This is a genomic window from Streptosporangium sp. NBC_01755, assembly GCF_035917995.1.
In the GTDB taxonomy this organism is placed as follows: Bacteria; Actinomycetota; Actinomycetes; order Streptosporangiales; family Streptosporangiaceae; genus Streptosporangium.
On sequence record NZ_CP109131.1, the window covers coordinates 7,713,703 to 7,727,638 of the forward strand.

The window sequence follows — 13,936 nt, forward strand, 5'->3', positions numbered from 1 at the left end:
CGAGAGCTCATGGAAACCACGCCGGGCCACCGGGTCCAGCCCAGCGGTGGGCTCGTCGAGGAACACCAGCTCCGGGCGGCCCACCAGGCCGATCGCCACATCCAGCCGGCGCCGCTGGCCGCCGGAGAGCATCCTGACCTTCTTGTCCGCCTGCTCGGTCAGGCCGACCGCCGCGACGAGTCGATCCACCTCCCGCGGCCGTTTGACCAACTCGGTGGAGTAGGCGGCGTAATACGAACCGAGATGCTCCAGCAGTTCACGGACCCGCCATTTGCCATGGTCACGCCAGGACTGCAGGACGATCCCGACCTTCGCCCGCCATCGCTCGTCGCCGTGTGCCGGATCGGTGCCGAGCACCTCGACCCGGCCTGCCGAGCGCATCCGGAAACCCTCCATGATCTCAATCGTGGTGGTCTTTCCCGCGCCGTTCGGCCCGAGCAGGCACAGCACTTCTCCTTGCTGTACTCGGAAGTTCACGTCATGCAGGACGTCGGTCGTGCCGTAGCGCATGCGCAGGCCGTCGACATCGAGCACGACTTCGCTCGTCGTCATCGTCTCGCCTTTCCTTCTGGTTCACGCCGAGCGCCTCGGCGACCTGTGGCCACCTCCAGCCACCTCGCATGCTGCTCGACGGCGGCGTCCTCTATCTGGTCGGCCAGGTGTCTCAACGCCGCCACAGCCGCCAGCGCATCAGCGGGCTCTTGAGGAACGGGAGTCTCAGCACCGGACATGTAAGCAGCCCTAGTTGACTAATTTGGGATTGGTCAACATGAGTTGCTTAACGCGAGTGATCGCAAGCATCCAGATCCTCAAACAAGCCGCCGCGCCGCCGGGCCGAAGCCCGCGATCCTCAGAGTTCTCCTTTACCGGCGTTCCAGGCCCCGGCAGGGGAGGCCGTCTCGCCCAGGCCCTGGCATGTCTCCCCCAGGTGGACTACTCCTGTTCGTCGGCGACGTTGGGGTCGCGCGGCTCGCGGAGCCCTCCACCCCAGGTCAGGACGGTTGAACGGGTAGAAACCGTGGAAATTGATGTGCTCGAACAGCAACGGCGAAAGACGGGAGCGGTTCTCGGGGCCGATGCCCAGCCCGCCGGCCTCCACCCTCTCGACGGAGGCGTCTCCGCCTACGTCGCCACCGGTGGTGACGCCGTGCGCGGCCAGGCTCGCCGGCATAACGCACCGTTTCTCACTGAAAACCTCAACCCCCTATTGGGAATTGAACCCCTAGGGGGTATGTTAAGGTCGCAAGCCGAGATACCCCCATGGGGTACATGCGAGAGGAGAGCCATATGTGCACGGCATGTGCGTGCGGCACCGCGGACAGCACCTCCGCACAGGCGGAGGCCAACGGCGGAACCACCTACCAGGTCAGCGGGATGACCTGCGGGCACTGCGTCTCGTCGGTCTCCGCCGAGATCGGCAAGGTCGGCGGCGTGACCGGCGTCCAGGTCGACCTGGCCAGCGGCGCCGTCACCGTCAGCGGGGCGGGATTCTCCGACGAGGAGATCCGCGCGGCCGTGGACCAGGCGGGCTACGCGCTGGCCGACGCCTCGCCGGTCAGCGCCTCCTAGGGCGACTTCGCCCGAAAGAACAGACGGTGGGCGTGCACTGGCATGCACGCCCACCCGCGGGGCCGGTCCGACTTCGACATCACACCCAACCCCCATGACGCATCCTGCCACCACGGTGTGGATGCGAGGAATCAGGAATGCAAGCCGCTGATCGTCGTCGGCCTGCTCGTCCTGGCCGTGGGCCTGGCGGGGCTGTCGCTCGCCAGGCCGGGCGGGACGTTCGCCACCGATGTGCTGCCCGCCTCACTGATCGCCGCGGTCGGCATGTCCCTGGCATACATTCCGGCCATGATGTCGGCCTTGTCGGGCATGCGGCCCGAGGAGAGCGGTCTGGCCTCCGGGATCGTCAACACCACCTACCAGATCGGTTCCGCGCTCGGCCTGGCCGTGATGACCGCGATCGCCACCTCCCGGGGTGCTGCGGAGCTGGGGAACCTGCCCGCGCTCACCGGTGGTTTCCAGGCCGCCTTCATCGGAGCCGGAGCCGTGGCCGCCGCCGGCGCCGGCGCCGTACTGGCCTTGCTGCTCATGCGCAGGCCGAAGCGGGCAGCCGCAGCCGAGGCAGGTGATCAGCCCGAGGCCGTACAGGTGTGACGCGATTCGTGGGTGTGCCCCGGCACGCCCCCGTCGCCCCCCGCTCGGATGCCTGTCTCACGAAGCCACCCGGAATACCTTAGGGGGGTATGGTGTTATGGTGGGAAGAAGCTGAGCGTAGGGGGAGAGATGCACGGCTACACCGACAACAAGCAGGACCATCTGCGGAGACTGCGCCGGATCGAGGGCCAGGCCCGCGGCCTGCAGCGGATGGTCGAGGAGGACAAGTACTGCATCGACATCCTCACCCAGGTGTCGGCGGCCAACCGGGCCCTGCAGTCCTTCGCCCTGTCCCTGCTGGAAGAGCATCTGGCGCACTGCCTGGCCGACGCGACCGCCAAGGGCGGCGCCGAGGCCGAGGCGAAGGTCAAGGAGGCCAGCGAGGCCATCGCCCGCCTCGTCCGCTCCTGATCGACGAAACCAACGAGCAGAAGGAGTGATCGTCATGATCACCACCACCTACACCGTCAAGGGCATGACCTGCGGCCACTGCGTCTCCTCCGTCAAGGAGGAGGTCGGCGAGGTCCCCGGTGTCACCGAAGTCGAGGTGGATCTGGCCACCGGCCTGGTGACCGTACGAAGCGAGAGCCCGATCGACGCGGCGGGGATCACGGCCGCGGTCAAGGAGGCCGGGTACGAAGTGGTGACTCCGTCGTGAACACACCGGTCAGATTGAGCGCCTACGTCCTCGGACTCGCTGTGATCTTCGCTGGGGCTCTGGGGGCCGGCAGCGCGGTGGGCACGACCGGCCTCGAGCCCACGGCCGACGGTCACACGATCCACTCGACCCCGTCTCCGAGCCAGGCCGGCGGCCATGAAACCCACACCGAGCCGACCTCCAGCCCGCCGACGGCTGGAAAATTCATTCCCGGAGGGCTTCAAGTGTCCCAGGACGGTTACACCCTGATCCCCGAGACCACCACGGTCGAGCCCGGTCAGGCGACGGACTTTCGTTTCAGCGTGATCGGCCCCGACGGCGGGCCCGTCACCGCCTATCGGACACAGCACGGCAAGAAGCTGCACTTCATCGTGGTCTCCCGCGACCTGGGCGGCTTCCAGCACCTGCACCCCGAACTGACCGGTGACGGTGTGTGGTCGGTGAAGCTGACGCTGCCGGAAGCGGGCGCGTACCGGGTGTTCGCGGACTTCACCCCCGAGGGTGGCAGCGGGCTGACCCTGGGCACCGACGTGCAGGCGCCCGGCGCTCATGACCCCAGGCCGCTGCCCGCGGCAAGCCGTACCTCCACGGTCGACGGCTACACCGTCACCCTGGACGGGGCCCTGACACCCGGCGCGTCCAGCAAGCTCACCCTCAAGGTCGGCAAGGACGGCCATCCGGTCACCGACCTGCAGCCCTACCTGGGCGCATACGGGCACCTGGTCGCCCTGCGCGCCGGGGACCTGGCCTACCTGCACGTGCACCCCGACGGGGAGCCGGGCGACGGCAGGACTCCCCCGGGTCCGGAGATCACCTTCTACGCCGAGGTGCCCAGCCGCGGCGACTACCGGCTGTTCCTGGACTTCCAGCACGAAGGAACCGTGCGCACCGCCGACTTCACCGTCCGCGCCGGCGAGCTCCCGGCACCGGCCACGACCTCGGGCCCGACACCGGAGACCGCACCGGCCACACCCGGCTCGCACGGCGACCACGACCACTGACACCTGGCATGACGAGCGAAAGGGGCAGGTGATGTCCTCCCTCACCGATGACAGACCACAAGGCACGGTCGAACTCTCGATCGGTGGCATGACCTGCGCGTCCTGCGCCAACCGGATCGAGCGCAAGCTCAACAAGCTCGACGGCGTGACCGCGACCGTCAACTACGCCACCGAGAAGGCCAAGGTCACCTTCGACCAGGGCATCGACCCCCAGGACCTCATCGCCGAGGTGGAGAAAACCGGCTACACCGCCGCGCTTCCCGCGAAGCCCGAGAGCGGTGCGGAACGCGATGAATCACAGAACGAGCCGCAGGACGAATTTCAGTCGCTGCGACAGCGACTGATCACCTCCATGGTGCTCGCCGTACCGGTGATCGCCATGGCGATGATCCCGGCGCTGCAGTTCACCAACTGGCAGTGGCTCTCGCTCACCCTGGCCGCCCCGGTGGTGGTATACGCCGGCTGGCCCTTCCACAAGGCGGCCTGGACGAACCTGCGTCACGGCGCCGCCACCATGGACACCCTGGTCTCGCTCGGCACGATCGCCGCCCTCGGCTGGTCGTTGTGGGCGCTGTTCTTCGGCACGGCGGGCACGCCGGGGATGACCCACCCGTTCGCGTTCACGATCGAGCGCATCGACGGCTCAGGCAACATCTACCTGGAGGCCGCGGCGGGAGTGACGGCGTTCATCCTGGCCGGGCGCTACTTCGAGGCCCGTTCCAAACGCCGCGCGGGCGCCGCGCTACGGGCGCTGCTGGAGCTGGGGGCAAAAGACGTCGCCGTCCTGCGCGACGGTGTCGAGACCCGCATCCCGTCCGACCAGCTCAAGGTGGGGATGCGGTTCGTGGTCCGGCCCGGCGAGAAGATCGCCACCGACGGTGTGATCGAAGAGGGGACCTCCGCGGTCGACGCCTCCATGCTCACCGGCGAGTCGGTTCCGGTGGAGGTACGCCCCGGGGACACGGTGACCGGCGCGACCGTCAACGCCGGTGGCCGCCTTCTCGTCCGCGCCACCCGCATCGGATCCGACACCCAGCTCGCCCAGATGGCCAGGCTGGTCGAAGATGCTCAGACCGGTAAGGCCCAGGTTCAGCGGCTGGCCGACCGCATCTCCGGGATCTTCGTGCCGATCGTGATCGCACTGGCCGTCGGCACGCTCGGCTTCTGGCTGGGAACCGGCGGCGGCGCCGGGGCGGCCTTCACCGCCGCGGTCGCCGTGCTGATCATCGCCTGCCCCTGTGCCCTGGGCCTGGCCACGCCGACCGCCCTGCTGGTCGGCACCGGGCGCGGCGCCCAGCTCGGCATCCTGATCAAAGGCCCGGAAGTGCTGGAATCCACCCGCGCCGTCGACACCGTCGTGCTCGACAAGACCGGCACCGTCACCGAGGGCAAGATGACCCTGGCCAGTGTCCACCTCGCCGACGGCGAGGACGAGGCGCAGGTGCTGCGCCTGGCGGGCGCCCTGGAGCACGCCTCCGAACACCCCATCGCCCAGGCCGTCGCCCGAGGCGCGGCCGAGCAAGTGGGCGAGCTGCCCACCCCCGAGGACTTCGCCAACCTCGAAGGCCTCGGCGTGCAGGGCGTCGTCGACGGACACGCCGTGCTGGTGGGCCGCCCCACGCTGCTCGCCGAGTGGTCCCAGCACCTGCCCGCCGACCTGGAGCGAGCGCTCACCGAGGCACAGGCGGCGGGCCGCACAGCCGTCGCGGTCGGCTGGGACGGCCACGCCCGCGCGGTCCTGACGGTGGCCGACACCGTCAAGCCCACCTCGGCCGAGGCGATCCGGCAGCTGCGCGCCCTGGGACTGAGGCCGGTGCTGCTCACCGGCGACAACGAGACCGTCGCACGGTCGGTCGCGGCCGAGGTCGGCATCGAGGAGGTCATCGCCGAGGTGCTGCCCGCCGACAAGGTCGACGTGGTCAAGCGCCTGCAGTCCGAGGGCAGGTCGGTGGCCATGGTCGGTGACGGCGTCAACGACGCCGCGGCCCTCGCCCAGGCCGACCTCGGCCTGGCCATGGGCACCGGCACCGACGCGGCCATCGAGGCCTCCGACCTCACCCTGGTCCGCGGCGACCTGCGGGTGGCCGCGGACGCCATCCGGCTGTCGCGCCGGACGCTGGGCACCATCAAGGGCAACCTGTTCTGGGCCTTCGCCTACAACGTGGCCGCCCTGCCACTGGCCGCGCTCGGCCTGCTCAACCCGATGATCGCCGGAGCCGCGATGGCGTTCTCCTCGGTCTTCGTGGTCGGCAACAGCCTGCGCCTGCGCAACTTCAAATAGCGGAACGCCGGTGCGGCCGGAGACGACGGTCGTCTCCGGCCGCGCCGGCGTTCGGTCAGGAGCCGAGCCCGCACCGACGGTCGTGCGACAGCCCGCAACGAACGACCTGAAAAGTGTGACCGTCGCCGATATCCCCGATGAGACAACGGTCGGCAAGAAAGGGGGTCCCGAACCGACGCACCCGCCCAAGATTCTTGGGCGGACTCGATCGCAGTCATCTCGACGAACCGAATCGATCTCCGAATAACGGTTTTCGCAGAGGCTTGAATCATGATCCTCTCTATTATCGATCCTAGTAGGAGTTTGCCTCAAGGGCGATCGGCCTACCCGTCAGGGGTTCATGGGGTTCTGCGGTCGATCTCTCCGGCCCGCGAACAGGTCGCTGGTTCAAACTGGGATTTCTCCCTGAAGATCTTAAGTTGCCAGGGCGAACGGGCAAGAGCCGCCCGACCACCGAGAACGCCAGCGGCGGCGGCACCCCGTTCCACGACTGGTACATGCCCTCACCCCGGGCCAAGGAGACCGTGGCTCGCGACGGCGGGAACGTGCGCGGCTACGCCAAGGCCCCGTGGTGTGCCATATTCGTCTCCTGGGCCGGTGAGAAGGCCGGCTGCGGTCCTTCCCGTCGCCGCGCCGGGTGTCCATATGATCCGCCATGGGCCTTTCTCCTTAATGCCGGAGGGTGCCGAGATCGAACCTCTCCCATCGCCAATCGTGGATTCCGCTACGAAACGCGATCCTCGTGGGGCACCGCCGGCATTCGGGCCCAAGGAGGGGCAGGCCGCCCCTTTGAAGGTCTCCTGCCATATGTCTACGCCGAATCATTATACTATTATGGATAGTAGAATGATTGGAAAGGGCAGGCCGCGACTGTGAGGGGAAAACGACGGGCGACTCGGGCCGGTCCACGTCGCGGGTGTCGCACCGGCCTGGAGCCAACCCGCGGCTCCTGAGGGAGACCACGGCGGGCACGGCATGCCCGGCATGACGACCGAGGAGGACATGGGCAAGCTCCAGACGGTCAAGGGCACGCGATTCGACCGGATGTTCTCCGAGTTGATGATCGCTCACCACAGGGGGAGCGATCGAGATGGCCAGGACGGAGCAGGCACCGGGAGCCGACCCCAAGGCCAAGGATCTCGCCAAGACCATCGAAACCGCCCAGCAAGCTCTCACTTCGAGGCGGGACGGTAGACCACGGAGAATCGACCTCCCCCGTCCGTCGACTCCACGATGGTTCCGTCCTCCATGGCCGCGAGGAGGCGCCGCCGGTCGACAGCCGTGAAGGCGGAGGCCCGACCCGGCAGCCGGCCCACCGCCTGCCGGCTCTCACCGGCGTCCTCGCTGGTGTGCACCTGGCCGTCAGCCCCGGCTCCGATGAGATCGTCTTTACTCAAAGAGCCCACGTGGGACATGAGCGGTGAATCGGCGAGCGCGATGACAGCGGCCACCCCTATGCCGCGGTCAAATGGCGGGCAGGTCGACCAGGAACAGGGGCTGGGTGGTGGGCCGGGTGGAGCCGCCTTCGGGTTCGACGGTGACGCCGAGCCGGGTGGTGGTGGCGGCGGGGGCGGTGACGACGGGTGGGGTGTGGCCCAAGGCGTCGGGGCGCATCAGCCCGGCCGAGTGGATGCCCGCGGGTCCGATCTGCCACATCTGGTAGGTGCCGTTCTCGGGTAGGGCGGGTAGCCCGCTGGTCAGGAACACCAGCTTTCCCCGGGCGCGGGAGAGCACCACGGTGGCGGTGCCGCCTCGCTGCGCGGTCGCGGTGAGGGTGCGGGCGTCAGGGGCGGCCAGGACTGCGGATATCTGCCGATCGCGCTGCTGGACCTGCTCCAGCTGATCCTGGAGGCGGATGGCGACCAGGCCCAGCGACACGGCGGCGGCCAGGCCGACGGCGGCCAGGCCCGTGGCCAGGCGGGGCCACCACCGGACCCCGCTCCTCAAGCCGGGTACGTGCGCGAAGGCGGGCGGCACCTGACGGACGTGATCGATCTGGGCCATCACCCGCTCGCGCAGCGCCGGCGGCGGGTCGGCGGCCTCTGCCTGGCCGAGCCTGGCGGCGGTCTCCGCCAGGCCACGCACCTCCTGCGCGCATTCGGCGCAGCGACCCAGGTGCTCTTCGAAGAGCAGCCGGTCGGCGTGGTCGTCGATGGCGTCCAGGACGTAGGCGCCGACCAGCGTGTGCGGGTCCCTGCCGCTCTCGATGCCGTTCATCGTTCCACCCCCAGGCAGTCGCGCATGCGGATCAGCCCGTCACGCATCCGGGTCTTCACCGTCGCCAGCGGCACCTTCAGCAACTCGGCGACCTCACGGTAGGAGTATCCGCCGTAATAGGCGAAGGTGACGGACTGGTGTTGCAGCTCGGTGAGCCCGGCCAGGCAGCGACGCAGCCGTTCGCGTTCCAGACGGGTCTCCACCGACTCGGCGACCTCGTCGAAAGGACGGCGCACCTCCAGCCTGGCCACACGCTCCTCGCGGTCGACGGCGGCCTGGGCGGCGCGGACGCGGTCGATGGCGCGGCGGTGGGCGATCGTCATGACCCAGGCCGTGGCCGAGCCGCGGACGCGTTCGTAGCGGGCGGCGTTGCGCCACACTTCGACGAGGGCCTCCTGGGCGACCTCCTCGCTCTGGGCGGGGTCGCGCAGCACGCGCAGGACCAGCCCGTAGACGGGGCCGGCGATCAGGTCGTAGACCCGTTCGAAGGCGGCGCGATCTCCCCGTGCCACATGTTCGAGCAGGTCTTCCAGCCCGTTTTGAGCAAAGTCGCGGCCCTCCACCGGCCTCGGCACCCCTCTGGGTCTCATGTCTTCTCCCTGCCATGCGCGCACAACGCGGTCCACCGCTCATTCGGAGCGGTACGGCGGATGGATTGGTCTGCGCCATCGGGATCGGCCGGGAGCCCGGGTGATCGGCGGGCCGGTCGACGCCGCCGACGGCACGCAACGCGTCATCGAGGCCGACATGGATGTCGAAGACGTCGCACCGGCCGGTGACGGCCGACCTCCGCCGCGGAGTGCGCGCACGCCGCGCTTGATCTGTCGCGGGCGCGGAGGATCCAGCACACCAACCTCAGGACACATTAGCGCTCTAACCAGTGGGATCACTGAAATTTCCATTCATCTTGCGATGATCCATGACCCGAAAAAAATCGACCAATCCAAGGGCGGTCCAACGACGAATAAGGGGCCGGGGAATCCGACCGGATGCTTCCTCCCCACAACCCATAGGCCGGTCACCCCCGTGACCGGCAGCCGAAAGGACCGACTGACACATGGAGCTCCGAATCAACCGGCGCGCCCTGATCGGCATCGGCGTCGCGGGAGTACTCACCGCCTCCTCGTTCGCCCTGCTCAGAGCAGAGACCGGCGTGGCCTCCTCGCACCGCGAGGCGCCCATGATCGCGGGTGACCCCCGCAACGACAACACCGACGTGTACGCCTTCGTCAGCCCGGACAGGCCCGACACCGTCACCCTGATGGCCAACTTCATCCCGTTCGAGGAACCGAACGGCGGGCCGAACTTCTACCAGTTCGACACCAGGTCGCGCTACAGCATCAAAATCGACAGTGACGGTGACGCGAAGCCCGACACCGTCTACCAGTGGACGTTCCGCGACGAGGACAGGCGCGGCGCGGCCACCTTCCTGTACAACAACGGCCCGATCACCTCGCTGAACGATGAGAACCTGCTGTTCAGGCAGCACTACACGCTCAAGAAGATCACCCACTGGGGGACGCGCACCCTGGTCAAGGACGGCGTGGTGGCCCCGAGCAACACCGGCCCGGCCTCGATGCCCGACTACGGCTCGCTCCGCACCCAGTCGATCAAGGCTCTGCCCGGCGGCGGGAAAGCCTTCGCCGGCCAGGCCGACGAGGCCTTCTTCGCCGACCTGAGGGTCTTCGACCTGCTCTACGGCGGCAACCTGTCCGAAGTCGGCCAGGACACCCTCAAGGGCTACAACGTGCACAGCCTGGCCGTGCAGGTGCCAAAGAACGAGGTCGCGTTGAAGGGCGACGCCGGCCGCAACCCGGTCATCGGTGTCTGGTCCACCGTGGACAAGTGGAGCCCGAGGGGTTACGTCCAGGTCTCCCGCCTGGGCCAGCCGCTGGTCAACGAGGTCGTGGTCCCGGCCGGGCTGAAGGACGCCTTCAACGCGCTGCCCCCGCACAGGGACGCCGACGTCGCCGCCGTGGTCAAGCGCGTCACCCACCCTGAGGTTCCGCGGCTCCTTGAGGCCATCTACGGCCTCAACGCGCCGAAGACCCCCAGAGCCGACCTGGTCGAGATCTTCCTGACCGGTATCGCCAAGGCCAACGGCCCGATCAAGGCCGACCTCAACTCCCAGAGCCTCAACAAGGACGCGGGCAAGCTGCGCCCGTCGGAGATGCTGCGGCTGAACATGGCCATCGCGCCCGCAGCCACACCAAACCGGCTGGGCGTGCTCGCCGGTGACCTGCAGGGCTTCCCGAACGGCCGCCGACTCGGGGACGACGTGATCGACATCGCCCTGCAGGCGATGGCCGGTGCCGCCCAGAGCGGCAAGCTCGTCGACGCGCTGGCCACCGGCGACAAGGTGAACCAGAACGACAGGCCGTCCGGCACGAGGTTCCCCTACATCCCGTTGCCCGGCAACACGTCGGTCAACGAGAGCTGACTCGACGACGCGGGACCCGCTCCTCGCGGGTCCCGCACCCGGCCCTGGGAGTGATCACCATGAAGACATCCGCAAAAGCCCGGCTCGCCGCGGGCGTGCTCAGCCTGGCGGCGGCGCTGAGTGCGGGGGCGGCCCTGATCCCCGGCGGACAACCGCCGCCGGCCGCCGACGCCCCGCTCCAGCCGGTCGAGACCCCGGTCTCGGCCGCCTCCCTCACCGATGCGATCCAAGCGCTGGCCACCCGGCTCCGGCGGCTGCCGGGCGACCATCAGGCCTGGGCACAGCTCGGCTCGGCCTACGTCCAGCAGGCACGCCTGAGCGCCGACCCGTCCTTCTACCCGAAGGCCAAGCAGGCGCTGTCCAGATCCGCCGCGCTGAGCCCCGGCAACTTCGCCGCGCTGACCGGCCAGGCCGCGCTCGCCGCCGGTCGGCACGACTTCACCGAGGCCGTACGGCTGGCCAAGCTGTCGCAGACCGCCAACCCCTATGGCCAGGGCGCCCAAGCGGTGCTGGCCGACGCCTACACCCAGCTCGGCCGCTACGCCGAGGCCACCCGAGCGATCGACAGGATGATGGAGCTGCGTCCCGGCGTCGCAGCCTTCACCCGGGCCTCCTACGCCGCCGAACTCCGGGGTGACCGCGCGACGGCGCGCCGCATGCTGGAGCACGCCCTCGATGACGCCTTCTCCCCCGCCGACGTCGCCTACTGCCGCTACTACCTGGGCGAGCTGGCCCTGCACGCCGGCGACCTGCCCGGAGCCGCCGAGCAATACCGTCTCGCGCTGCGGGCCGCCCCGGACTTCACCCCGGCCCTCGCCGGGACCGCCAGGGCCGCGGCGCTCGACGGCCGGCCGGCCGAGGCCGCCGAGCTCTACGCCGCCGTGGTCGGGCGGCTACCCCTGGCCCAGTACATCATCGAGTACGCCGAGGTGCTGTCCGCGGCGGGAAAGGATCCCGCCGAACAGTGGGCACTGCTGCGCGCGCAGCGGGAGCTGATGAAGGCGGCCGAGGTCAGGGACGACCTGACCTGGGCCGAGTTCGAGGCCGATCACGGCTCTGCCGCGCGGGCCGTCGAACACGCCGAGGCCGAGTACGCCCGCAACCCCAACGTGATCGCCGCCGACGCCCTGGCCTGGGCTCTGCACCGCGACGGCCGCGACCGGCAGGCTCTGCCGTACGCGCGCAAGGCCACCGCCACCGGCTGGCGCAACGCCCTGCTCCACCACCACCGCGCCGAGATCGAGCGCGCGCTCGGTCTGGGCGCGGAGTCCAGGAGATCGGCCGCGCGGGTCCGCGACGCCGATCCCGCCTTCTCCCCCGATCTTCCCGCCCTGGCGAGGTTCTCATGATGCGCGACAAGGCAACCCGGACCGCGGTCATCACGGCTGTTTCCGGCCTGACGGTATGCGCGGCGCTTCTCCTGCCCGCCGCACCCGCCCTCGCCCAGGTGACGCATCCCCTGGGCAACTTCACCATCAACCACTACAACGGCCTGCGGATCACCCCGGACCGGGTGGAGAACCTGGCGATCGTGGACAGCGCCGAGCTGCCCACCCTCCAGGCCCGCCCCACAGTGGACGCCGACCGGTCGGGAACGGTCTCGCAGGCCGAACGGTCGTCCTATGGCACCGCCCGGTGCACCGAACTCGCCGCCGCGCAGCATCTGACGGTGAACGGGGCCGCGACACCATGGCGGGTCTCCGAAGCCGTCTTCGCCTACGAGCCCGGCCAGGGCGGCCTGCAGACCAGCCGCCTGACATGCCGCCTGACCGCCACCGCGGAACCGCTCCGGACACCCGCCACTCCTGCGGCCTCCGGCTCCGGGGCCACGACGTCCGGGGGGCCGGCGGGGAACGGGACGGTCGGCTTCAGCGATGACTTCCTGACCGACCGGCTGGGCTGGCGAGAGATCACCGCGGTGTCCTCCGGAGGGGTACGGCTGGTGCGGCCGCCCGTACCCGGCGCGAGCGCGAGCCGGCAACTGCGGGCCTACCCCGACGATCTACTGGCCAGCCCGCTCGACCAGCGCACGGTGGAGCTGGCGGTGACCTCCGGGACCGGTTCGACGGCAGTCGCCTTGCCGCTGGTGTCGGGCGGGCCCATCGCAGACGCGCTGGCAGCGCTGGACCGCCTGTTCACCGGACTGGTCGGCACCGAGTCACTGACCGTGCCGCTGGGCCTGCTCGCCGTGCTGCTGGCCGCAGTGCTCGGCGCGGGCCACGCTCTCATCCCGGGCCACGGCAAAACCATCATGGCCGCGTACCTCGCCGGACGCAGAGGGCGCCCACGCGACGCGCTGGTCGTCGGCGCCACCGTGACGGCCACCCACACGCTGGGCGTCCTCGCGGTCGGCCTGCTACTGAGCGCTTTCTCCACCCTCACCGGGGAGGGCGTGCTCGGCTGGCTCGGACTGGCCAGCGGCCTGCTGATCACCGTCATCGGCGCCGCTCTCCTGCGGTCGGCCTGGCGTGCTCACTGCGGCGGCGCCCTCTCCGGACACGGCCCATTCGGGCACGGACACAGGCACAGGCACGGACACAGGCACGGACACAGGCACGGACACAGGCACGGACACAGGCACGGACACGGGCACGGGCACAGGCACGGACACGGGCACGAGGAGGCGCCCTCCGTTCAAGGACATGACCGGCGCCCCGGCTATTCCGGTCACGAGGACGGCGGCTCCCCGCAGGGCCGCACACCCCCGGCCCGCGAAGTCGCCCCGACGGCGGTGCTGGACCGGGAGCCGTCCGCTCGGGCCGAGCAAACCGCGCGCTCGCGGCGCGGGCTGGTCGGGATGGGAGTGGCGGGAGGCCTGGTACCCAGCCCCTCGGCGCTCGTCGTCCTGCTCGGCGCCATCGCACTCGGCCGCACCTGGTTCGGGATCGCGCTGGTGTTCGCCTATGGCATCGGGATGGCGGGCACCCTGACCATCACCGGCCTGCTCCTGGTCAGGCTGGCGGGACGGCTCGACCGCATGGCGGTGGCGGGGAACGGCCTGGCGGCCCGCCTGTCGTCCCTCGCCCCGCTCGGCACCGCCGTCGCCGTCGTCGCGCTCGGCATGGGGCTGGCCGTGCGGGGCCTGGCCGGAGCCGCCTGAGGGGAGGCAGCGAGGGTGCGTTGGTCGATCCACTCTGCGATGCGGCGAAGCAGAGTGGCCGCGATGGGGGGCGGGG

The 13,936-nt window shown here is 69.8% G+C and carries 14 protein-coding genes and 1 pseudogene; 10 read left to right on the forward strand and 5 right to left on the reverse strand.

The features are described 5' to 3' along the window. Nucleotides 1–3: 3 nt before the first annotated feature. Together OG884_RS35400 and OG884_RS35405 are read right to left on the reverse strand one after the other, a co-directional pair. Nucleotides 4–552 (reverse strand): annotated as a pseudogene (locus OG884_RS35400) (ABC transporter ATP-binding protein); the annotation flags it as partial. 298 nt (nt 553–850) lie between these two features. Beyond that, nucleotides 851–1,171: a hypothetical protein gene (locus OG884_RS35405; protein WP_326640152.1), complete on the reverse strand. Its 321-nt coding sequence runs from the start codon at nt 1,169–1,171 to the stop codon at nt 851–853. A gap of 116 nt (nt 1,172–1,287) precedes the next feature. On the opposite strand from OG884_RS35405, the gene OG884_RS35410 reads away from it, so the two are divergent. The 7 genes from OG884_RS35410 to OG884_RS35440 all read left to right on the forward strand — a co-directional run bounded on the left by OG884_RS35410 (nt 1,288) and on the right by OG884_RS35440 (nt 7,297). Then, nucleotides 1,288–1,569, forward strand: a complete 282-nt coding sequence (locus tag OG884_RS35410; RefSeq protein WP_326640154.1) for a heavy-metal-associated domain-containing protein — start codon at nt 1,288–1,290, stop codon at nt 1,567–1,569. Nucleotides 1,570–1,686: 117 nt separating this feature from the next. Beyond that, nucleotides 1,687–2,163, forward strand: a complete 477-nt coding sequence (locus tag OG884_RS35415; RefSeq protein ID WP_326640156.1) for an MFS transporter — start codon at nt 1,687–1,689, stop codon at nt 2,161–2,163. 129 nt (nt 2,164–2,292) lie between these two features. Continuing rightward, complete coding sequence (locus tag OG884_RS35420; RefSeq protein WP_326640157.1) at nt 2,293–2,574, forward strand: metal-sensitive transcriptional regulator; 282 nt, start codon at nt 2,293–2,295, stop codon at nt 2,572–2,574. 34 nt (nt 2,575–2,608) lie between these two features. Continuing rightward, nucleotides 2,609–2,821, forward strand: a complete 213-nt coding sequence (locus tag OG884_RS35425) for a heavy-metal-associated domain-containing protein (protein ID WP_326640160.1) — start codon at nt 2,609–2,611, stop codon at nt 2,819–2,821. 224 nt (nt 2,822–3,045) lie between these two features. Continuing rightward, the gene (locus OG884_RS35430) at nt 3,046–3,822 is read left to right on the forward strand and encodes a hypothetical protein (RefSeq protein ID WP_326640162.1); all 777 of its coding nucleotides are present in this window, start codon (nt 3,046–3,048) and stop codon (nt 3,820–3,822) included. A 31-nt stretch (nt 3,823–3,853) separates the two neighbouring features. Then, a complete protein-coding gene (locus tag OG884_RS35435) occupies nt 3,854–6,103 on the forward strand; it encodes a heavy metal translocating P-type ATPase (protein ID WP_326640164.1) in 2,250 nt (749 codons plus the stop codon). Nucleotides 6,104–7,087: 984 nt separating this feature from the next. Then, nucleotides 7,088–7,297: a DUF305 domain-containing protein gene (locus OG884_RS35440; protein ID WP_326640166.1), complete on the forward strand. Its 210-nt coding sequence runs from the start codon at nt 7,088–7,090 to the stop codon at nt 7,295–7,297. Here the strand turns inward: OG884_RS35440 and OG884_RS35445 are convergent. From OG884_RS35445 to sigK, 3 genes are all read right to left on the reverse strand, one after another. After that, nucleotides 7,276–7,500 (reverse strand): hypothetical protein, encoded by a 225-nt coding sequence (locus OG884_RS35445; protein WP_326640169.1) that lies wholly within the window; start codon nt 7,498–7,500, stop codon nt 7,276–7,278. The genes OG884_RS35440 and OG884_RS35445 overlap by 22 nt on opposite strands. Before the next feature lie 67 nt (nt 7,501–7,567). Further along, a complete protein-coding gene (locus OG884_RS35450; protein WP_326640172.1) occupies nt 7,568–8,320 on the reverse strand; it encodes an anti-sigma factor in 753 nt (250 codons plus the stop codon). Further along, on the reverse strand, nt 8,317–8,910 hold the full coding sequence (gene sigK, locus OG884_RS35455) for an ECF RNA polymerase sigma factor SigK (protein ID WP_326640173.1): 594 nt from the start codon (nt 8,908–8,910) through the stop codon (nt 8,317–8,319). Before sigK ends, OG884_RS35450 begins: the two co-directional genes overlap by 4 nt. Before the next feature lie 467 nt (nt 8,911–9,377). On the opposite strand from sigK, the gene OG884_RS35460 reads away from it, so the two are divergent. The 3 genes from OG884_RS35460 to OG884_RS35470 are packed head-to-tail and all read left to right on the forward strand — an operon-like array spanning nt 9,378 to nt 13,860. Beyond that, nucleotides 9,378–10,760 (forward strand): DUF4331 domain-containing protein, encoded by a 1,383-nt coding sequence (locus OG884_RS35460; protein WP_326640175.1) that lies wholly within the window; start codon nt 9,378–9,380, stop codon nt 10,758–10,760. A gap of 59 nt (nt 10,761–10,819) precedes the next feature. Beyond that, nucleotides 10,820–12,109 (forward strand): tetratricopeptide repeat protein, encoded by a 1,290-nt coding sequence (locus OG884_RS35465; protein ID WP_326640178.1) that lies wholly within the window; start codon nt 10,820–10,822, stop codon nt 12,107–12,109. Then, the gene (locus OG884_RS35470) at nt 12,106–13,860 is read left to right on the forward strand and encodes a nickel/cobalt transporter (RefSeq protein WP_326640180.1); all 1,755 of its coding nucleotides are present in this window, start codon (nt 12,106–12,108) and stop codon (nt 13,858–13,860) included. Before OG884_RS35465 ends, OG884_RS35470 begins: the two co-directional genes overlap by 4 nt. Nucleotides 13,861–13,936 lie beyond the last annotated feature (76 nt).